Here is a 20,266-nt window from a genome sequence, read left to right on the forward strand (position 1 = left end):
GCGCGGCCTCGCTGCTCAACCAACGGAGGGCACCACCACCGGTGGTCGAGCAGGTCGCGCAACGCCGCACCCGGGAGACGACCCCGACCACCGCCACCCGAGGGCTGCGGGGGTTTCGACACGCTCACCCGCTAGCGCGGCCTCGCTGCTCAACCAACGGAGGACGCCACTACCGGTGGTTGAGCAGGTCGCGCAGCGACCGTGTCGAAACCCCCGCACCCAACAGACGACCCCGACCACCGTCACCCGTCGGCTGCAGGGGTTTCGACACGCTCACCCGCTAGCGCGGCCTCGCTGCTCAACCAACGGTGGACGCCACCGAGATCGGCCGCGGGCGGAGCGTTGCCGTCATGCCACGCCGAACGGCCGCCCACCCCCGAGAGGGTGAGCGGCCGTTCGGTGCCTCAGCGACCGGTCAGCGGGTGAGCCGGACGGTCAGCCGCTGGGTGCTGCCGTCGGCGAACCGGACCACGAGCACGGCCCGGACCGCGGCCCTGCCCTTCAGCTGCTTGCGGGCCAGCTTGGTGAGGCTGAGCCGCACCTTGCCGCGGGCCCCCGCCTTCAGGCTGACCTTGCCCGTGCCGAGCTGCTTCCCGCTGGCCAGCCGGAGCGAGACCGTGCCCCGGCAGGCACCCTGGACGCAGCGCAGCGTGACCGCCGCCTTGCGACGAGCCTTGTCGGCGTCGACCTTGGTGCCGACCGTCGCCAGCTTCGGCTTCACGACCGGCGGCGGGGGCGGCGGGGTCACCACCGGCTTCTTCGTGACGGTCAGCGACCCGCTGCCCTCGCCCGGGTCGTGGGCGGCGTCGCCGTCGTACGACGCGGCGAGCGCGACCGGGCCGGTCCGGTCGAACGGCCCGACCGTGATGCTGGCCTTCCCGTCGACGAGGGTGGCCGCGGGGAGCGCCGTCCCGCCGACGGTCAGGACGACCTCGCCGGTGGGCGTCTCCTCGGCGGGCGAGCTGACCGCCACCTCGACCTTCGTGGTCCGACCGATCTCCACCGTCGCCGGCGTCGGGGTGACCGTCACCGTGGGGGCGACGTTCTCCGGGTCGGCCAGCTCCTTGACCTGCACGTCGCGGTAGAGGACGTTCTCGCCGTTGCCGTGGTTCTGCAGACCCACGTACGACGGCCAGTCCAGCCGCTCCGGATCCGCGCTGGTGAAGTCGTTGACCAGCACCTCGTTGAGGTAGATCCGGATCCGCTTGCCCTCCACCCGGATCTCGTAGTGGTTCCACGCACCCTGCGGGTTCAGCGCAGCGTCCCGCTTCGGCAGGTCCGCGGACTGGAAGTTGTAGACGGCGCCCGTGGTGCTGTCGGCGTCGTCCGAGGCGTCGATCTGGATCTCGTAGCCCCGGTTGACCGCGACCCACGGGTCGGTGCCCGGGTCGGGGAACCCGACGAACACGCCGCCGTTGTGGTCGGCCGTGAGCTTCCAGTCCAGCTGCAGGGAGTAGTCGCCCTCCAGCGCGTCCTGGTGCCAGAGCAGGCCCAGACCACCGTGGGTCTTCAGCGTGCAGTCCGCCTCGCGGGTGAAGAACCCGGGGCCGGCCATGTTCCAGTCCTCGAGGCTGGCCGCGGTGCCGTCGTACAGCATCCGGTAGCCGGGGTCGGCCGTGGTCGCCTCACAGGTGTCGGGCTCGACGACCGGCTCGGTGATCGTGAACTTCTCGAAGCGCCCGATCTGGGAGCCCGAGCCGTTGTACGCCGCCACGCCGACCTTCGGGTCGACCAGCCCGGTGGACGGGTAGCCCGCCCCCATGGACTGCCAGCTCGTTCCCTGGTCGAGGGAGTACTTCGCCTGGATGGTGGTGCCGGTCGAGACCATCTGCAGCTGCAGGTCGTTCGGAGCGCCGGCGAGCGCCGGGCTGTTGGAGAACACCATCTGCCCGTCGATGCGCCGTCCGAACTCGAGGACCCAGGTGCTCTGCGGGGTGCGCATGGCGACGACCTTGGCCCAGTTGTCCGTGCTGGTGTGGGCGATCAGCCCGCCCTGGAGGTACTCCTTGGTCCCGTTGAGCGACAGCTGCGTGGTCGCCGCCCAGGTGCCGTCGGACGGCGCGGGCTGCAGGACGACGTTGCGGGCACTGAAGATCCCACCGGTGATGTCGCCGCTCTGCGCAGAGAGCCGCAGCTCGCCGTCGCGGACCTCGAGCCCGCCGGGGGCGGGGTTGAGGACCGTGGTCCAACGGCAGGTGTCGAGCGCGTCGCCCTCGAACTCGTCGTCGGGCGAGACCCCCTCCGGGTCGCAGACCGGGGCGCTCTCGGCGACGTCGACGTAGTCGACGTTGACCCGACCGTCGGTCTGCCCGTTGGCGGCCGGCACCGTGTAGGTGACGGTGTTGCTGCCCTCCTGGAGGGCCACCTTCTCGACCGAGGCGCGCCACGCGTTCCACGCGCCGGTGTTGGCCAGCGACACCGACCGCGCCGGGCCGCCGTTGACCGAGAGATCGAGCTTCTTGGTCAGGTTCGGCGCCGGGTGCGGACCGTTGGCGTAGCCGAGCGTCAGGTCGTGGTCCCCGGCCGCGTCGGCGTCCACGGTGAAGCTCACCGAGGCACCCCCCGTCTCGAGACCGCCGACGTAGCCCGTGCCGCTGAAGCCGGCGTGCTCGTTCTGGAGGTTGGCACCGCCCGAGCGGGCCGCCGACTCCGCCTCGTACCGCGTGGAGGTCGGTCGGAGGACCTGGACGTAGTCGAGGTTCACGTGCCCGTCGTCGCCGGTCACCTTCTCGAGCCGGATCGTGCTCGGTCCGGCCGGGAGGGTGATCTGACGCGTGATGCTGCCCCAGGTCTTCCAGCCGCCGGTGGACGGCAGGGAGAGCTGGGTGCGCTGGTCGTTCACGAACACGCTGAGCTTCTTGGTGCCCTCGAACGGGTTGGGCCCGTTGGCGTAGCCGAGCTTGAGGTCGTAGGTGCCCGCCTCGTCGACGACGACCTGGACGGTCGAGCCGGCGCCCACGTCGCCCATGCCCGCGACGAAGCCGCTGCCACTGAAGCCCGCGTGCTCGTTCTGGATGTTGGCGCTGCCGGTGAGCTCACCGTCCTCCAGCTCGTAGAGCCCGAAGGGAGCGGGCTCCGGCTCCGGCTCGACGTACCCCGGGTAGGAGTTGAGCGTGTACCAGGCCTCGGTGCTCCACAGGGTCTCGCCGGAGGCGGCGGAGAACGGTCGCGGCGAGCGCAGGTGCACGACCCGGTCGGGCTTCATCCCGTCGACCTGGATCCGGACGGTGCGGCCGTCCGGCGAGGCGACGGCGCTGGTGACCTCGAGGGTCTCCTCGTCGAGCTTCGGGCCGCCGTACTGGGCGGTGGCCTTGTAGCGCCACTGGTCGAGCTGGTACTTGCTCGCCAGGTCGGCGAGCGTCGCCGGGGACAGCGGCTTGGTGTAGGTGACGTCGAAGCCGCCCTCGACGACCTTCATCGACTCCATGTCGAAGGGGACCGTGTCGTTCAGCTCCAGCTTCTGCAGGCCGAAGCGGAGCTTGCCGGTCTGGCCCCAGTTGCCGCCGGCGCCGATGCCGCCGACGTAGAGCGTGCCGTCCTCGTCGCGCAGCACCCGGCTCGAGCCGGCCTCGAGGCCCTGGCTCATCCGGAACAGCGCGCCCTGGTACTCGCCGTCGACCTTGTCCAGGTAGGCGCGCTGCAGGCCGCCGTACGTGACGTCGCCGATCAGCAGCTGGCCGGCGTACGGGCCCTCCTCGACCAGCACCGGCTGGCTCGGGGAGTTGGCGATCTCGTTCTGCGGCATCCACAGGATCGGCTTGGTCACCGGCTCCTCGTCGAAGCGGCCCTTGGTGCCGCCGGGGCCGGTGGTGAAGTGGTTGAAGAAGCGGCCGGGCTTGATCTCGACCAGCTTGGAGGCCGGCAGCCAGCCGCCCTGGTTGTCGGTCACCAGGATCTCGCCGTCGGGCCCTCGGCCCATGCCGTGCGGGGTGCGCAGGCCGCCGGCGACGTACTCGATCTCGCCGGTCTCCTTGTCGACCGTGATGTGGGTGCCGCGGTCGTGGGAGCCCTGCGGGACGGTGGTCGCACCGCCGAGGTTGATCGAGACCGACAGGTTCAGGTGGAACTTGCCGCCCTCGTAGAGCATCCCGAACGCGAACTCGTGGAAGTTGCCGTCGAACGGCCAGGTCGCGACCGTCTGCTTGGTCTCGAAGACGCCGTCGCCGCCGGCATCGACCAGCTTGCTCAGCTGGTGCTTCTCGGAGACGTAGACGTCGCCGTCGACGACCTTGACGCCCATCGGCTCCTTCAGGGTGTCGGCGATCTTGGTCCGAGTGACGCCGGCCGGGCTGGTGGCGGTCTTCACGCCCTTCAGCCGCCAGAGCTCGCCGAGGGAGACGTTGCCCTGGTCGTTGCCGTTGCCGCCCCAGGTGAGGACGAGCAGGTCGTCGCCGTCCCACTCCAGGCCGGAGACCTGCGGCTCGAAGCCCGCCGGGCGCAGGTCGACCAGGTCGTACGCCGGGTTGACCGCGTCGAGCTGGAGGCCGTCGCCGGCGGAGTCGGACTGGCCCTCGCACTGCTTGAAGCCGGGGGCGGTCACCCGGGTCACGCCGGCCTCGGTGCTGAGCACCGAGGTGGGGACCACGGAGAAGGTGGTCTGGCCCGGCTTCTGCCACTGCAGGGTCAGCCGCTCGCCGTTGGTGCCCTCGAAGTAGTTGACGCGCAGCGGGTGGACGCCGGCGGTCAGGGTGACGCTGCCGTCCTTGGCGGTCGGGCCGTGCAGGCCGTCGTGGTCGATGACGAGCTGGTCACCGATGATCAGCTCGGAGCCGTCGTCACTGGTCAGCCGGAACTGGTACGTACCAGCGGTGTCGATGCTCAGGTTCGCGAGCACCTGCACCAGGTAGTTGTCCTGCAGCCCGCCGAAGTCGTCGGGCGCGTCCCAGTCGATGGTCGGCTTGAGCAGGTCGACGTTCGGCGTCTGACCGGACTTGAGCGTGCAGAGGTCCGAGATGGGCTGGCCGAGCTGGAAGGCCCGCATGGTGACCCCCGGCTCGTCGCCGGCGGGGACCGCGGAGGCGGCCGTGACCCCGGTGGCGACACCCAGGGCGAGCGCGCCCGCGAGGACGACGGCCAGTGGCCCTCGTCTGCGCAGGCGGGACGGACGTTGCGACGTACTGCTCATCGACACCAGTGACCTCCAGAAGGGCCCCGGGCTGCGAGTGCCGGGGACGAGTGACCGGCGTCACTGTAGGGCGCTTTCGTCACAATGTGAATAACTTTGTCCAGTTGGTTGCAAAAGCCGTCCAGACCGCTACAGTCGCGGCGTGCTGGAGCAGCTGGGTCGCTGGACCCATCGCCGTCGTACGGCGGTCCTGGCCCTCTGGGCCGCCCTCGTCGTCGCCGGACTCGTCCTCGGCGGCGCGGTCTTCGAGAACGCCCAGGAGCCGGACGACCGGCCCGGCGTCGAGTCCACCCTGGTCGAGGAGCGGCTCGACGGGGTCGACCCGTCGGGCGAGACGGTCGTGGCCGTGCTGAGCGGCGCCGACGCGCTGGGGGTGACCCTGGTCGGGGAGGCCAGCCGGATCCTCTACGAGCTCCGCGACCTGCCCGGCGTCGCCGAGCTCCGCGACCCCTACACGAGCGGTGCCGCCGACCTGGTGGCCGACGACGGCCAGGGCGCCGTCGTCGAGGTCGAGCTCGACCCCGCGCTCGAGGACGACGACGCCCTCGACGTGGCCGACCGGGTCGCCGAGCAGCTGCGCACCCTGCCCTTCCCCACCGTGCTCGTCGGCGGTGAGCTCTACGCCGAGAAGGCCTTCGCCGACCAGGCGATGCGCGACGCCGCCAAGGGCGAGGGCATCGCGCTGGTGCTGCTGCTGGTCGTGCTGGTGGTCGCCCTCGGCGGCTGGCTGGTCGGGTCCCTGCCGGTGGTCACCGCGCTCGCGGCCGTGGCCGGATCGCTGCTGTCCCTGACCGGGCTGGCGGCCGTCACCACCGTCAGCGAGTACGCCGTCAACGTGGTCACCGTGCTGGGCCTCGGCCTCTCGGTCGACTACGGGCTCCTCGTCGTGGCGCGCTTCCGCGAGGAGCGCGCCGCCGCCGGCTCCCGCGGCGACCCCGAGCAGGTGCTCGGCCGGGTGGTCGCCACGGCCGGGCGCACCGTGCTCGTCTCCGGCCTCACCGTCGGCACCGCGCTCGCCGGCCTGCTCGTGCTGGGCGACCCGGTGCTGACCGGCATGGCCGTGGGCGGCGTCGTGGCGGTCGCGGTCGCGACCCTCGCCGGCCTGACCCTCACCCCGGCCCTGGTCGCGGTCGCCGGCGGCCGGATCCCGGCGCCCGACGTACGACGGGGCACCCGCCGGCCCCGGCCCGCGGGCCGCTCGCTGCTGGCCCGGCAGGCCGCCTTCGCCCAGGCCCGGCCCTGGCCGGTCCTGCTCGGCGCGACCGCGCTGCTGCTCCTGCTGGCCGCCCCGCTGCTGAGCCTCGAGGTCGGCAGCTCCGACACCCGGTCGCTGCCCGCCGACAGCGAGCCGCGGCTCGCGCAGGAGACCATCGAGCGCGATCACACCGAGACCAGCACGGCGTTCGTCACCGTGCTCGCGGATCCGCCGCCCGAGGACCCGCGCGTCGGCGAGCTGGCCCGGGCCCTGCGTGGGCTCGACGACGTCCGCGACGTCACCATCTGGGACCCGCTCGCCGACGGGACGAGCCAGCTCATCGTCGAGCCCGCCGGCGCCGTCGCGGGGCCGGCCGCGCAGGGGGTCGTCGAGGAGATCCGGTCGCGCGACCTCGGGCTCCCGGTCCTGGTCGGCGGGCCCGCCGCGCAGCTGGTCGACGCCCGGGGGGAGATGGCCGACCGGCTGCCGTTCGCGATCCTGCTCGTCGCCCTGGTCACCGGCCTGCTGCTGCTCGCGCTGACCGGGTCGGTCGTCGTCCCGCTGAAGACGCTGGTGCTCAACCTGCTCTCGCTCGGCGCCACCCTCGGCGTCACGGTGGCCGTCTTCCAGTGGGGCTGGGGCTCCTCGCTGCTCGGCTTCAGCTCCTGGGGCGCCCTCGACATCACCACGCCGCTGCTGCTGTTCATGTTCGCGTTCGGGCTCTCGATGGACTACCACGTGTTCCTGGTCGCCCGGATCCGCGAGGCCTGGCAGCACCCACCCCGCGGCCGCGACGCGCCGGCCCCCGGCAGCCGGGCCGCCAACGACCGGGCCGTGCTGGCCGGCATCACGTCGTCCGGACCGGTCGTGACCCTGGCCGCCGTCGCGATCGCCATCGTGTTCGTCGGCTTCGCCAGCGGCGAGCTGGTGGCGGTCAAGGAGATCGGCATCGGCATGACCGTGGCCGTCCTCCTCGACGTCACGGTCGTGCGCGGCCTGCTGCTGCCGGCCGCGATGACGCTCCTGGGGCAGTGGAACTGGTGGCCGGGGCTGGGCCGCCCGCGCCCGTCGTACGGCGGTGAGCAGGCCACCGGTCGGCGGCCTCGGACGGTGGAACGCTCACCGGCCGGCCGGTAGCTCGCGCGGCACGCCGGGGGGTGCCGCACCCTAGGGTGACCGGCGTGACGGAGAGCGAGTACGACGGGGAGGACTGGCGCGGCCGCGACCTGACCGGGGAGCGGTTCAGCGGAGTGTCCTTCCGCGACGTCGACCTCGGCGGAGCGGTCAGCCGGGGCGCGGTCTTCGAGGGCTGCACCTTCCACGACGTCGACCTCAACGGGGCGGTGCTGGCCGACACCGCCTTCACCGGCTGCACCTTCACCCGCTCGGCGCTGTTCTCGACGACCTTCCGGCGCTGCAAGCTCACCGGCTCGGAGTTCGACCGCTGCCGGTTCGGGCTGCTCCAGGTCGACGGCGGCACGTGGGACTTCGTGGGCCTGCGGGCCGCCGACCTCCGCAAGAGCACGTTCACCGGCGTCAGCCTCCGCGAGGCCGACCTGACCGGCGCTCGCTTCGACGGCGGCGCCCTGCGCGACGTCGACCTGCTCGGCGCCACCCTCCACGAGACGTCGTTCACCCGGGTCGACCTGCGCGGCTCCAACCTGGTCTCCGTGGACGCGCGGGTCGCCCTGCTCCGGGACGCGCTCGTCGACCCGGCGCAGGCCGCCGTGCTCGTCGAGGGCCTGGGGCTGCGCGTCGAGCAGTAGACCTCAGCGGTGCCGCACCACCGGCACCTCGATGCCGTCGCCGGCGTCGAGGTCGCCGTCGGCGTGGTCGTCGGGGAACGCCTCCAGCATGTCCTCGGGATCGACGAGCGTGACGTCGTGGCCGTCCTGGACGAGCCGGCGCACGGCCTCCAGCAGCATCCGGCGGCCGACGTCGCGCACCTCGTGCACGCGGGTCAGGTCGAGGACGACCGCCGACTCGGTCGGCGGCTCCTCGGTCAGGTAGCGCAGCACCCGCTCCATGCCGACGAAGTTGACCGACCCCTGGAGCTCGTAGGCCCATCCGTGCCCGGCCTTCCCGCCGGGCAGCTCGGTGCGGCCGCGGACCAGCGAGCGCGCGGGCGGCGGCACCTCCATCAGGTGCATGCCCATGTCGTGGGAGAGCCGCTCGAAGACCTGGACGCCGCGCACCGAGTTGCCGTGCTTGTCGAGCCGCGGCGAGAAGGTCGCCAGCCCGGCCTGGCCCGGGAGCGCGCCGATCAGGCCGCCGGCGACCCCGCTCTTCGCGGGGATCCCGACGCTGGTGAACCAGTCGCCGGCGGCGTCGTACATCCCGCAGGTGGCCATCACCGCCATCACCTGCCGGGTCACCTCGTGCGGGACGACGCGCTCGCCGCTGACCGGGTGCACGCCCCCGTTGGCGAGGGTGGCCGCCATCAGGGCGAGGTCGCGCACGGTGACCAGCAGCGAGCACTGGCGCGTGTAGCCCTCGACCACCTCCTGCGCGTCCTTCTCGACGATCCCGTGGCTGCGGAGCATGAAGGCGATCGCGCGGTTGCGGTCGGCGGTCTCGAGCTCGGAGGTGAAGACCTCCTCGTCGAGCTCCAGGTCCCGGCCGGCGAACGCGGAGAAGCCGCGCCGTACGGTCTCGTCGTCGATCAGCGCGTGCACCGTCAGCGCGCCGGCGTTGATCATCGGGTTGAACGGCCGCCCGGTGCCGATCTCCAGCGACAGCTCGTTGAACGCGTCGCCCGAGGGCTCGACGCCGACCTTCTCGAGGACCGCGTCGAGGCCGTGCTCGGCCAGCGCGAGGGCGTAGGCGAACGGCTTCGAGATCGACTGGATCGAGAAGGCGACGTCCGCGTCCCCGACCGCGTAGGTGGCCCCGTCGACGGTCGCCAGCGCCAGCGCGAACCGGTCCGGGTCGGCCTGGGCGAGCTCGGGGATGTACGCCGCGAGCTCGCCGCTCCCGTCGCCTCCGCACACGTCGAGGACCTCGGTCAGGTAGTCGGGGATCGGGGAGCGCACGCCCCCACCCTGACACCCGGCTGACAACATCGGGTCATGACCATCCTGGCCCTCGGGGGCGGCGGCTTCTCCATGGAGCCCGACAACCCGCTGCTCGACGACTTCCTGCTCTCCCTCGCCTCCCGACGGCGCGGCGCCGGCGGCCGGGCGCGGGTCTGCTTCGTGCCCACGGCGAGCGGCGACTCCGAGTCGTACGGCGACCGCTTCGTGGAGGCGTTCGCCGAGCGGGCCGAGACCAGCCAGCTGCGCCTCTTCCACCTCCACGAGCTCGAGGGTCGGTCGGTGCGCGAGCACCTGCTCGCGCAGGACGTCGTGTACGTCGGCGGCGGCAGCACCGCCAACCTGCTCGCGATCTGGCGGCTGCACGGCGTCGACGAGGTCCTGCGGGAGGCGGTCGCGGACGGCGTGGTGCTGGCCGGGATCAGCGCGGGGATGAACTGCTGGTTCGAGGGCTCGGTGACCGACTCCTTCGGCCCGCTCGCGGCGCTGCCGGACGGGCTCGGGCTGGTCCCGGGCAGTGCCTGCCCGCACTACGACGGCGAGGAGGAGCGGCGGCCGTCGTACCTCGACCTGGTCGGGAGCGGCGCACTCCCGGACGGCTACGCCGCCGAGGACGGCTGCGGGCTGCTGTTCCGCGACGGCGAGCTGGTCGAGGCGGTCTCGTCGCGCCCCGAGGCCCGGGCGTTCCGGGTGCACGTCGCCGGCGGTGGTCTGGACCTGGTCGACGGCATGCAGGCTCCGACGGTCGCCGAGAGCCCGCTCGAGGTGCGCTACCTGGGCTAGTGGCCCGCCAGATGCTCGGCAGCGAGGAACGCGAGCCCGAGGGCGGGCAGCAGCCCGTTCCCGGCGAGGTAGCCGGCCGCCCCGTGCCCGGAGATCCCCGCGGCGGCGCCGCCCGAGGCGTAGAGCCCGGGCACCGCCGAGCCGTCCGCGCGCAGCACCCGCGCGTGCTCGTCGACGACCAGCCCGCCCTGGGTGTGGAAGAGCGCGGGCGTGACCGGGACGGCGCGGTACGGCGCCTCGAGCGGGGCCTCCCAGCGGGTCCGGCCGTGCTCGTCGGGGGTCCCGTCCGCGGCCGACGCCCGGGCCGCCTCGAGGGTCGCGGCGAGGACCTCGGGGTCGACCTCGATCGCGGCCGCGAGGGCGGCGGCGTCGTCCGCCGTCCGGGTCACCCCTGACTCGACGGTGTCGCGGTAGTCGGTGAAGGAGAGACAGGCGTCGTGGACCCGCTCGTCGAGGACGATCCAGCCACGGCCGCCCTCGGCCGCCTGCAGCGCGGCGGCGTACTCGGAGTAGCCGGTGGTCTCGTCGCCGAAGCGCCGCCCGGCGACGTCGACCACGACGGCGCCGTGCATCACCGTAGCCCAGCCGGCCAGCGTCGCCGCCGGGGTGAGCGCGGCGTGGCCCTGGTAGGCGTCGAGGTACGCCGTCGCCGCGCCCAGCCGCTCGCCGATCCGCAGCGCGTCCCCGGTGGAGCCCTCGCTGCCGTGGTAGGTCGCACCCGCGATCTCGGGCAGGTGCTCGGCCACCAGCTCGCGGTCGGCGCCGAAGCCGTTGGTCGCGAGGAGCACCGCCCGGGTGGGGATCCGCTCCTCGCCGTTGGGGGTGGCGACGACCGCGTGCAGCACGCCGTCGTCCCCCTCCTCCACGTCGGTGAGCCGCGCCGGGACCATCAGGTCGACGAGGTCGGAGGAGCGCACCGCGCGCACGACGTCCGCCAGCATCGCCTGGCCGGCGCGCCCGGGGACGGTGTGGCAGCGGTAGGCGGAGTGGCCGGGGTAGCCGAAGTCGGTCACCAGCGACAGCGGGAGCCCCACGTCGTCGGCCAGCCACTCCAGCAGCCGGGCGCTGACCCCGGCCAGCGCGGCCGCCAGTCGCTCGTCGGCCTCGCCGTGGGTCTTGGCCCGCACGTCGGCGAGGAACTGCTCGGGCGAGTCCTCGACGCCGGCCTCGCGCTGCCAGCGGGTCCCGGCCCCGGGCACCATCGCCGTCGACATCGCGGTGTTGTTGCCGCGGGCGAAGTGCTCGTTGCGCTCCACCACCAGCACGCTCAGACCGAGCGACGCCGCACGCAGCGCGGCCACCAGCCCTCCGCCCGCGCCGGCCACCACCAGGTCGGGTCCCTCGACGGCGCTCATGCCCGTACCCCCGTCACCGAGCCGCGGTGGGCCAGAAGCGCCAGCGCGGCCGCCGTCGGGTCCAGGAGGTACGGCGCCCTCGGCTGCTCGGCCACCTCGACGGCCGAGCAGGCGTTCAGCACGTAGTCGCAGTCGAGCCCCTCGACCGCCCGCGCCGCGGCGACGGCCCAGGTCGCGTCGTCGGCGATGTCCTCGACACTGAGGTCCAGCACCGCGGTCGGCGCCACCGTCGCGACGTCGTACGACGCCAGCCGGCGATCGAGCTCGGCGGCGATGGCCGCGTTGCGGGCGACCGCCCCGATCCGGGCGCCCTGCCCGGTGACGAACCCGGCGGCCAGCCGGCCGATGCCGAAGACCGGTCGGGGCAGGTCGTGACCGGCACCGCTGAGCGGGTCGAGCACGCAGTCGGGCAGGTAGCCGTCCCAGCCGGCGGGGTCCACCGCGCGGTAGCGCTCCAGCAGGGCGGCCTCGCTCGCCCGCACGTCGGCCTCGGTCTCGAGGGCCCGCGGACCGTCGCCGAGGTGCTCGAGGTCGACGCGGACGCCGTCCGGCGCGAGCTCGTCGTACCGCGCCTGGCGGCGGGCGAGCTCGGCGTCGTCGACGACGATGGGGGTGATGGCGAGCAGGCGCATCAGGACGGGTCCTCCCGGGTCGTGAGCGGGTCGTTCGGGTGCTGCGCGAGCGGATGGACGGTGATGTCCATCCAGGGGTGCAGCGGCAGCGAGGTCAGGCAGGCGTGCAGCTCGGTGGCGTCGGCGACGTCGTACAGGCTCCAGTTGGCCCAGCGACCGGGGATCCGCCAGAGCCGCTGCAGCCGGCCCTCGGCCGCCAGCCGCTGCCCCTGGGCGAGCTCGCGCTCGAAGATCTCGGCGCGCCGCTCCTCGGGCTCGTCGGGCGGCCAGACGATCTCGATGTGGACGAGGAACTCCATGGCCGAGCTCCTCAGACCCCGAGGTACGCCTCGCGCACCCGCGGGTCGTCGGCCAGGTCGGAGGCCTTGCCCTCGAGCACGATCGAGCCGCTCTCGATGACGTAGGCCCGATCGGAGATCGCGAGCGCCTGGGAGGCGTTCTGCTCCACGATGAGGACGGTCACCCCGGTGTCGCGGATCCGGCTGATCGCCTCCAGGACCTGGGCCACCAGGTTGGGGGCCAGGCCGACCGACGGCTCGTCGAGGGTCAGGCAGGTCGGCCGCGCCATCAGCGCCCGGCCGATGGCCAGCATCTGCTGCTGGCCGCCGGACATGGTGTCGGCCCGCTGGAGGCGCCGCTCCTGGAGGATCGGGAACAGCTCGTAGACCTCCTGCAGCGACGACCGGACCGTCGAGCGGGACTGGGTGTAGGCCCCCATCTCGAGGTTCTCGACCACCTGGAGGTGGCCGAAGAGGGCCCGGTCCTGGGCGACGTGCACGAGCCCGGACCGCACGATCCTGTGCGGCGCACGGTTCTGCACGTCCTGGCCGTCGAGGCGGATGTGCCCGCGCGAGGTCGGGACCAGGCCGGCGATCGCCCGCAGGGTCGTGGTCTTGCCGGCGCCGTTCGCACCGATCAGGGAGACGATCTCGCCCTGGTCGACGTGCAGCGAGAGGCCGTGCAGGATCTCCAGGCGCCGGTAGCCGGCGTGGACGTCGTCGAGCTCGAGCATCATGCGTAGTCCTCCCCGAGGTAGGCCTCGACGACCCGGGGGTCACGGATGACCTCCTGCGGGTCGCCCAGGGCGAGCTCCTGGCCCTCCGCCATCACCAGCAGGCGCTCCGAGAGCGCCATCACGGCGGCCATGATGTGCTCGACGAACATCACCGTGACCCCGTCGGCGTGGATCTCGCGCAGCAGCTCGATGATCGGCGCACGCTCGGCGGGCACCAGCCCGGCCAGCACCTCGTCGAGCAGCAGCAGGCGCGGCTCCAGGGCCAGGGCCCGGGCCAGCTCCAGGCGCTTCAGGCCGGCGGTGGGCAGGCTGCCCGAGGGTGCGTGGACGTACTCGGCCAGCCGCACCCGCTCGATCACCTCGAGCGCGTGGCGGCGAGCGGCGCGCCGCGACCGGTGCCGGTGGTGGGCCGCCACGGCGACGTTCTCCAGCACGCTCATCGACTCGAAGGGCCGCATCAGCTGGAAGGTGCGCACCAGCCCGGCGCCGGCCACCTTGTCCGCGGGCCAGCCGGTGATGTCCTGGCCGTCGAAGACCACCCGTCCGCTGGTGGGCGGGAGCTGGCCGGCGAGCAGCGAGAACAGCGTCGTCTTGCCGGCGCCGTTCGGTCCGATGATCCCGAGGAACTCGCCGTCGGTGACGGTCACGTCGACGTCGCTCACGGCCCTCAGGCCGGAGAACGACTTGGTCAGCTGGTCGACCTGCAGGAGCGTCATGAGCGGAACCGATCGCGCAGGGTGCCGTAGATGCCCTTCGGCATGAACAGCACGATGAGGATGAGCAGGGCGGCGTACACCGCGACGTCGAGGCCGCTGAGCCCCTCGAGGAACGAGAGGAACCCGGGCGGCTCGCGCAGCACGTCGGCGATCCACTCCGAGAGCGGGCCGACGATCAGGGCGCCCACGAGCGGGCCCCAGATGGTGCCGATGCCACCGATCACGGCGGGCACGATCGCGTTGACCGAGACCGCCGAGCCGAAGCCCTGCTCCGGGCCGACGAAGAAGTAGTACTGGGTGTAGAAGGAGCCGGCCACCGAGGTCAGCGCACAGCTGGCCGCGACGGTCACCAGGCGCACCCGCATCACGTTGATGCCCAGCGAGGCCGCGGCCGTCTCGTCGTCGCGCACGGCCTGGGCGTACTGGCCGGTGCGGGAGTGGACGAACCAGATGGTGCCGAGCAGCCCCAGGGCCAGGATCCCCAGCGGGATCCAGAAGTAGAGCGGGCTGCCCGCCTTCCACTGCATCATCGTCCAGGAGTCCTCGGAGAGGATCGGGACGTTGAAGCCCTCGGTGCGGTTGAGCGCGTCGATGTTCTGCACCGCCAGCAGGAAGACCTGGGCGAAGGCGAACGTCGCGAGCGCGAAGTAGGGGCCGGCCAGCTTGTAGCGCAGGCACAGGAAGGCGATCAGGGTGCCGGCCGCCGCGGAGATCAGCGCCCCGACGACCATCGCGATCCACGGCGAGACGCCGTGCTGCACGAGGAGGTAGGCGTCGGTGTAGGCCCCGATGCCGAAGAAGGCGGCGTGGCCGAAGCTGAACATGCCGCCGTAGCCGCTCATCAGGTTCCAGCCGACGGCCATGATCGCGAAGATCAGGGTCCGCACCGCGACGGTCTCGGTCTGGTCGTCGAGCAGGAACGGGAGTACGGCGAGCACCGCGACCAGCACACCGAGGACGGCGTACGAGCGGGTGGCGCTGGAGTCCTTCAGCCGCGGGTCGTCCGCGGCGACGGTGGTGGGTCGCTCGGTCAGGGTGGTCACTGCGGGGCCCCCAGGATCCCCTGGGGCCGGAAGAACAGCACCAGGACGAAGACGGCGAAGACCAGGATCAGCGAGCCGGTCCCCGGGAAGTAGAGGGCGCCGACGGTCTGCACCAGGCCGATCACCAGGCCGCCCAGCAGGGCGCCGGTGACGCTGCCGAGGCCGCCGAGCACGACGATGACGAACGCCAGGATCGTGAACTGCTCGCCCACGGTCGGGGTGAGGCTGAGGAACGGCGCCATCAGGCCGCCGGCGACCGCGACGCAGGCCGCGCCGATGCCGAAGGTCAGCGCGTAGATCCGGCGGACGTCGACGCCGACGAGCGAGGCGCCCTCGGCGTTGGCCGAGACGGCGCGGATCGACATGCCGAACGACGTACGACGCAGCAGGAGCAGCAGCGCGACCGCGACGAGCAGGGCCCCGCCGAAGGCGATCAGCCGCTCGTACGACGCCACCGCGCCGAACACCTCGACCGACCCGTCGACCGAGCCGGGCACCCGCAGCGGCCGGCCGCCGAAGATCATCAGCAGCACGTTGATGATCAGCAGGCTCAGGCCGAGGGTGACCAGCAGCGGGCCCTCGTGGCTGCCGGCCAGGGTGAGCTTGTTGAGCAGCGCGGCCTGCACGACCACCCCGAACAGGAACATGATCGGCACGGCCAGGAGAGTCGCGACGTAGACGGGGAGCCCGCCCGAGGTCGTCATCTCGTAGACCAGGAACATCGCCATCGTGAGCATCGCGCCCTGCGCGAAGTTGACGATGCCGAGGACACCGAAGATCAGGGTCAGGCCGACCGAGACCAGCGCGTAGACGCCGCCGAGCAGCAGGCCGGTGACGATCGACTGGGTGACCAGGTCGGTGGCGCGCTGGCCCACGGCGTAGACGAGGACGAGCGCGACGACGACCGCCGCCATGACGCCCAGCGGCACCGCGACCTCGGAGGTACGGCGCTGCGTCCCCCGGTCCGGTGGTGCCTCCGGGGCCGGCGCGGTGGCCGTGCTGGTGGGGTCCGTCATGTCCTCACTCCTTCGCGCCGGCGGCGCGGCCGGCGGGGTAGACGATGTCGGCGGTCTTGAACTCGTCGGGGAAGACCTGCTCGACCTTCCCGTCGCGGATCTGCATGACCGTCACGGAGGCGTTCTCGTTCTCGCCCGCCTCGTCGAAGGCGATCGGTCCGCCGAACTCCAGCAGCGGGTCGTCGATCTCCAGGTCGGCGATCGCGTCGCGCAGCTCCTCGGGGTCCTTGGAGCCGGACTCCTCCAGGCCCTGGGCGATGACCACGACGGCCTGGTAGGCGAGCATCGCCGAGGTCTCCATGGTCCGGCCGTACTTCTGCTCGAAGCGGGCGCGGATGTCCTGGGCGCGCTCGTCGGTGGCGGCGTAGTGGTAGTTCGCGCTCAGCACGTCGGCGCCCGCGGGCCCCGAGTCGGCCGGGAAGGCGCTGTCGTCGAAGCCGCCGTTCGCGATGCCGTAGAGCGCGTCGACGTCGCCGCCGAGCGAGCGGACCGCCTGGGCGATGAGCAGGCTGTCGGGGTAGTAGCCGGTCACGACGACCACGTCCGGGTCGGCGGCGAGGGCCTCGCGGACCTGGGTGGTCGCGTCGGTGAAGTTGGTCGCCGGGTAGGTCACCTCGGACACCACGTCGATGCCCTGGTCGGCGGCCTCCTTCTCGAAGGCGTCGTGGACGCTCTGGCCGAAGGCCCCCTCGATGTGGAGGTAGGAGACCGTCCGGACCGGCTTGCCGTTGGCCTTCGAGAGCTCCGCCAGGGCGATCGCCCCGTCGCGGCCCATGCTGGAGGCGTTGGGCTGGATGCGGAAGGTGTGCTCGTAGCCCTGTTCGAGGATCACGTCGTCGACCGCCACGTCGATGACCAGCGGCACCCGGTTGCGCTCGGCGACCGCCGAGACGTTGGCGGTGACGTCGCTCTGGTAGGTGCCGATCAGGGCGACCGCGCCCTCGCTCACCAGCCGCTGCGCCTCGATCTGCCCGGCGTCGGCCGTGCCCTTGCTGTCACCCGCGCGGAGCACGAGGCTGTCCCCACCCAGCGACTCGATGCCGCCGGCCTCGTTGAGGTCGTCGACCGCGAGCTGGGCGCCCTCGTGCATCATCTCGCCCTGACCGGCGAGGGCGCCCGTGAGCGGGTGCACCGAGCCGATCACGACCTCGTCGTCGGCGGGCTCGTAGCCGCCGCACGCCGCTGCGGCCAGGACGATGAGCACACCGACCACAGCGAGGGAGAGCTTCTTCATGGTGCAGGACCATCCTTCCAAGCCCGACGACCTCCGGATCGTTCCTCTGACAGGAACACCATCGGGGCCGCCTAGCGTTTCGCTCAGCGAGCCGTTCAACCAAGCCTTGCGTCGCGCTGCACGCGATCCCCGTCACTATGGCACGGGTCACCCCTGTATTTCCAGGGCCTGGACGTCTCGACCTTCCCCCACTAGCGTTTCTCCTAGCGAAACGCAGGTAACGATCATGTTTCCCGAAAGGACCCACGCATGACCGAGCGAGAGACGCCGGGCGGTACGGAGGCGGCCGACCGGGTGGCCGACGTGCTGCTGCTCCTCGGGCGTTCCGACGAGCCGCTCGGGGTGTCCCGGATCGCGCGCGAGCTGGACCTCAGCAAGGCCGTGGTGCACCGGATCCTGCGCTCGCTCGCCTCGCGCTCGCTGATCCGGCCGGACCCCGGCGGCGCCGGGCACGTGCTGGGCCCGGCCGCGGCCGGCCTGGCCATCCGGGCCTGGAGCCAGCTCGACGTCCGGGCGGTCGCCTCCCCCGTGCTGCGGCGCCTGCGCGACCGCACCCGCGAGACCACGACGCTCTCGATCCTGGTCGGCGACCAGCGGGTCTACCTCGACCAGTTCGAGAGCCCGCAGGAGGTGAAGATGGTGGTCGAGATCGGCCCGCGCTTCCCGCTGCACTCCGGCGCGTCCAGCCGGGTGATCCTGGCCCACCTGCCGCAGCCGTTCATCGACGAGGCGGTGCGCCAGCTGGCGCAGGAGCGTCCGACCTTCGAGGTCGAGCCCTACCTCGCCGGGCTGGCCCGGATCCGCGAGGAGGGCTACGGCATCTCGCTCAACGAGCGGAGCACCGGTGCCGCCTCCATCGCGGCGGCGTTCTTCGACGCCGCCGGCAACGTCCTCGGCTCGGTCAGCGCGTCGGGGCCGATCTTCCGCTACAGCGACGAGTCGGACGAGCAGCAGCAGGAGCAGGTGCGGCTGGTGGTCGAGGCGGCCCGCGAGATCACCGACCGGCTCCGGCCGCCCGCCGACGACTGACCCTCACCCCCGAGGCCCACCGAAGGAGACCCGTGCTGCCCCGCTCGTTCCTCTACGTCCCCGCCGACCGTCCCGACCTGTTCGACAAGGCCGCGGCGGGGCCGGCGGACGCGATCGTCCTGGACCTGGAGGACGCCGTGCCGGCCGCGGGCAAGGCCGCGGCACGCGACGCCGTACGGCGGTGGCTGCCGTCGTCGCCCGCGACCGGGGCCGAGGTCTGGGCCCGGATCTCGCCGCTCGCCCTCGACGACGACCTGGCGGCCGTCTACCACCCGCGACTGGCCGGCCTGCTGCTCGCCGGCTGCACGCCGGAGGTGCTCGACCGGGTCGCCGCCACCACCCCGGCCGACCTCCGCCTGGTCGGGCTGGTCGAGAGCGCCGCCGCGCTGGTCGCCCTCCCCACCATGGCCGCCCATCCGCGGCTGACCGCCTTCGGCGTCGGGGAGGTCGACCTCCTCGGCGACCTCCGCGTCGCGCGCACTCCCCGCACCGACGCCGTCGTCGCCCAGCTCCGCACCCTGGTGGTGGTGCACAGCGCTGCTGCCGGTCTGGAGCCCCCGGTCGCCCCCACCTCCACCGACTTCCGGGACCTGGACGCCTTCGCCGAGTCCACCCGCCTCGCCCTGGACCTCGGCTTCCGCTCGCGGACCGCGATCCACCCCGGGCAGGTGCCGGTCATCCACGACGCGCTCACCCCCTCCGCCGAGGAGGTCGCGGCCGCCCGCGACCTGGTCCAGCGCTTCGACGAGGCGAGCGGCGGGGGCACGGTCGACGCGAGCGGGCGGTTCGTCGACGCCGCCGTGGTGCGGGGCGCGCGGGAGATCCTGTCCCGGGCGCGGTGACGCTCAGCGGGCGGGCCGGTAGCGCCGTACGTCCACCCGGGTGAGGTCCCGCACCGGGTGCCGGCGACCGGCGAGCACCGCGTCGTACGACCGGTCGCGCTGGAGGTAGCGGGCGAAGAACGCCCCGGCGTAGGTCCGCTGGACCCGGCGCTCGGCGCGTGGCCCGAGAATGCGCGAGGTCTCCTCGGAGAACCCGTCGGTGCAGCGACCGGGCCGACCCTCCGGGTGGCCGGCGTCGTCCTCGCCGCCGGGGCCGCCGCCGGCCGCCCAGCGCGTGTTGAGGTTGTTGTGGTTGGCGCCGTGCACGGTGATGCCGATGTTGACCCGGTTGCCCGCGCGCTGGGCCAGCTGGTTGTACTCGTCGCGGCCGGTGGCGTCGCAGGTGCCCGCCCAGGTCATCAGCGGGACGTCGGTGACCTGCAGCCGGCGGAAGTTCCGGTCCAGGAACGGCGGCCCGGCCGCGGCCAGGCCGAAGACGGCCCGGATCCGCACGCCCTCCGGCAGCCGCTGGCGGTGCGCGGCGGCCGCGACCCACATCACGCCGCGGCCGCCGCGGGAGTGGCCTAGCAGGCCGACGTTCCGCAGGTCGACCGCCCCGCGCAGGTCGGGACGCACCGGCCGGCCGGTCGCCGAGGAGCGGAAGGCGCCGACGAGCGGGCCGGTGCCCCGCTCGACCAGGTCGCGCCACATCCTCAGGTGGCGCAGCACGACCGTCCCGCGGGCCCGGTCGGCGACCTCGCCGAGCTCGCCCGCGTTGACGCCGTTGGCTCCCACCGAGACCACGACCATGCCGCGGGCGGCGAGGTCGCGGCCGAGGGCGTCGTACCCGCGGTCGCTGCGGATGGCGGTCCGGGTGCCGCGGCAGGGCCACCGGCCGTCGACCTCGCCGCTCGCCTCGTCGGCGCAGGTCCAGAACAGCCCGTGCGCGATCACGACGAGCGGGAGCCGTCGGCCCGCGGCGTCCGCGGGCGCGTAGACCCGACCGGTCAGCTCCAGGGGCGCCAGCTCCCGGGTGAGCTTGCCCTTCCGGTCGAACCCGTGGAAGCCCCGCACCGTCAGGGCGCGGTCACCGAGGTCGTAGTCGAAGGTCCGCACCGGGGCGGGCGCGCGGTCGGCACCCACCCCGGTGGCGGGGGACGGCGCGGCCGCGAGCGAGGCGGCGGCCAGCACCGCCACCAGGCTGCGGCGGATCAGGGTCGTCATCCGTGTCATGCCGACACGCTCGCGGGCCGATGTCAGGAACCTGTGT

General features: G+C 73.0%; 16 protein-coding genes. 5 read left to right on the plus strand and 11 right to left on the minus strand.

What is annotated here, in order from left to right; translation table 11 throughout:
- Positions 1-415: 415 nt before the first annotated feature.
- Complete coding sequence (locus V7S47_RS14020) at positions 416-5,125, minus strand: family 16 glycoside hydrolase (RefSeq protein ID WP_336562120.1); 4,710 nt, start codon at positions 5,123-5,125, stop codon at positions 416-418.
- 142 nt (positions 5,126-5,267) lie between these two features.
- Here V7S47_RS14020 and V7S47_RS14025 point away from each other — a divergent pair, with 142 nt between their 5' ends.
- Positions 5,268-7,457, plus strand: a complete 2,190-nt coding sequence (locus tag V7S47_RS14025; RefSeq protein WP_336562121.1) for an MMPL family transporter — start codon at positions 5,268-5,270, stop codon at positions 7,455-7,457.
- 44 nt (positions 7,458-7,501) lie between these two features.
- Positions 7,502-8,086, plus strand: a complete 585-nt coding sequence (locus V7S47_RS14030; RefSeq protein ID WP_336562122.1) for a pentapeptide repeat-containing protein — start codon at positions 7,502-7,504, stop codon at positions 8,084-8,086.
- A gap of 3 nt (positions 8,087-8,089) precedes the next feature.
- Here the strand turns inward: V7S47_RS14030 and V7S47_RS14035 are convergent, their stop codons facing one another.
- Positions 8,090-9,352 carry a glutaminase gene (locus V7S47_RS14035; RefSeq protein ID WP_336562124.1) on the minus strand — a complete coding sequence of 421 codons (1,263 nt, stop codon included), beginning with the start codon at positions 9,350-9,352 and terminating at the stop codon, positions 8,090-8,092.
- A gap of 36 nt (positions 9,353-9,388) precedes the next feature.
- On the opposite strand from V7S47_RS14035, the gene V7S47_RS14040 reads away from it, so the two are divergent.
- Complete coding sequence (locus tag V7S47_RS14040) at positions 9,389-10,135, plus strand: peptidase E (RefSeq protein ID WP_336562125.1); 747 nt, start codon at positions 9,389-9,391, stop codon at positions 10,133-10,135.
- Here V7S47_RS14040 and V7S47_RS14045 read toward each other — a convergent pair.
- The 8 genes from V7S47_RS14045 to V7S47_RS14080 are packed head-to-tail and all read right to left on the minus strand — an operon-like array spanning position 10,132 to position 17,146.
- The gene (locus V7S47_RS14045) at positions 10,132-11,490 is read right to left on the minus strand and encodes an FAD-dependent oxidoreductase (protein ID WP_336562126.1); all 1,359 of its coding nucleotides are present in this window, start codon (positions 11,488-11,490) and stop codon (positions 10,132-10,134) included. The two genes, V7S47_RS14040 and V7S47_RS14045, sit on opposite strands and share 4 nt — an antisense overlap.
- Positions 11,487-12,122 (minus strand): aspartate/glutamate racemase family protein, encoded by a 636-nt coding sequence (locus tag V7S47_RS14050; RefSeq protein WP_336562127.1) that lies wholly within the window; start codon positions 12,120-12,122, stop codon positions 11,487-11,489. The genes V7S47_RS14045 and V7S47_RS14050 overlap by 4 nt, the downstream gene beginning before the upstream one ends.
- Positions 12,122-12,421: a muconolactone Delta-isomerase gene (locus tag V7S47_RS14055; RefSeq protein ID WP_336562128.1), complete on the minus strand. Its 300-nt coding sequence runs from the start codon at positions 12,419-12,421 to the stop codon at positions 12,122-12,124. The genes V7S47_RS14050 and V7S47_RS14055 overlap by 1 nt, the downstream gene beginning before the upstream one ends.
- A gap of 11 nt (positions 12,422-12,432) precedes the next feature.
- Positions 12,433-13,137 carry an ABC transporter ATP-binding protein gene (locus tag V7S47_RS14060; RefSeq protein ID WP_336562129.1) on the minus strand — a complete coding sequence of 235 codons (705 nt, stop codon included), beginning with the start codon at positions 13,135-13,137 and terminating at the stop codon, positions 12,433-12,435.
- Positions 13,134-13,853, minus strand: a complete 720-nt coding sequence (locus V7S47_RS14065; RefSeq protein WP_090860533.1) for an ABC transporter ATP-binding protein — start codon at positions 13,851-13,853, stop codon at positions 13,134-13,136. The genes V7S47_RS14060 and V7S47_RS14065 overlap by 4 nt, the downstream gene beginning before the upstream one ends.
- The gene (locus V7S47_RS14070; RefSeq protein WP_336562130.1) at positions 13,850-14,896 is read right to left on the minus strand and encodes a branched-chain amino acid ABC transporter permease; all 1,047 of its coding nucleotides are present in this window, start codon (positions 14,894-14,896) and stop codon (positions 13,850-13,852) included. The genes V7S47_RS14065 and V7S47_RS14070 overlap by 4 nt, the downstream gene beginning before the upstream one ends.
- A complete protein-coding gene (locus tag V7S47_RS14075; protein WP_090860531.1) occupies positions 14,893-15,912 on the minus strand; it encodes a branched-chain amino acid ABC transporter permease in 1,020 nt (339 codons plus the stop codon). Before V7S47_RS14075 ends, V7S47_RS14070 begins: the two co-directional genes overlap by 4 nt.
- A 4-nt stretch (positions 15,913-15,916) precedes the next feature.
- Positions 15,917-17,146, minus strand: coding sequence for an ABC transporter substrate-binding protein (locus V7S47_RS14080; RefSeq protein WP_336562131.1), 1,230 nt, complete (start codon positions 17,144-17,146; stop codon positions 15,917-15,919).
- Positions 17,147-17,395: 249 nt separating this feature from the next.
- On the opposite strand from V7S47_RS14080, the gene V7S47_RS14085 reads away from it, so the two are divergent.
- Together V7S47_RS14085 and V7S47_RS14090 are read left to right on the plus strand one after the other, a co-directional pair.
- Complete coding sequence (locus tag V7S47_RS14085; protein ID WP_336562132.1) at positions 17,396-18,175, plus strand: IclR family transcriptional regulator; 780 nt, start codon at positions 17,396-17,398, stop codon at positions 18,173-18,175.
- A 32-nt stretch (positions 18,176-18,207) separates the two neighbouring features.
- Positions 18,208-19,017 (plus strand): HpcH/HpaI aldolase/citrate lyase family protein, encoded by an 810-nt coding sequence (locus V7S47_RS14090; RefSeq protein WP_336562133.1) that lies wholly within the window; start codon positions 18,208-18,210, stop codon positions 19,015-19,017.
- A gap of 3 nt (positions 19,018-19,020) precedes the next feature.
- Here the strand turns inward: V7S47_RS14090 and V7S47_RS14095 are convergent, their stop codons facing one another.
- Complete coding sequence (locus V7S47_RS14095) at positions 19,021-20,229, minus strand: hypothetical protein (RefSeq protein ID WP_336562134.1); 1,209 nt, start codon at positions 20,227-20,229, stop codon at positions 19,021-19,023.
- Between the last annotated feature and the right edge of the window lie 37 nt (positions 20,230-20,266).

The sequence above is a fragment of the Nocardioides sp. CCNWLW216 genome (assembly GCF_037120545.1).
Taxonomy (GTDB): domain Bacteria; phylum Actinomycetota; class Actinomycetes; order Propionibacteriales; family Nocardioidaceae; genus Nocardioides; species Nocardioides lianchengensis.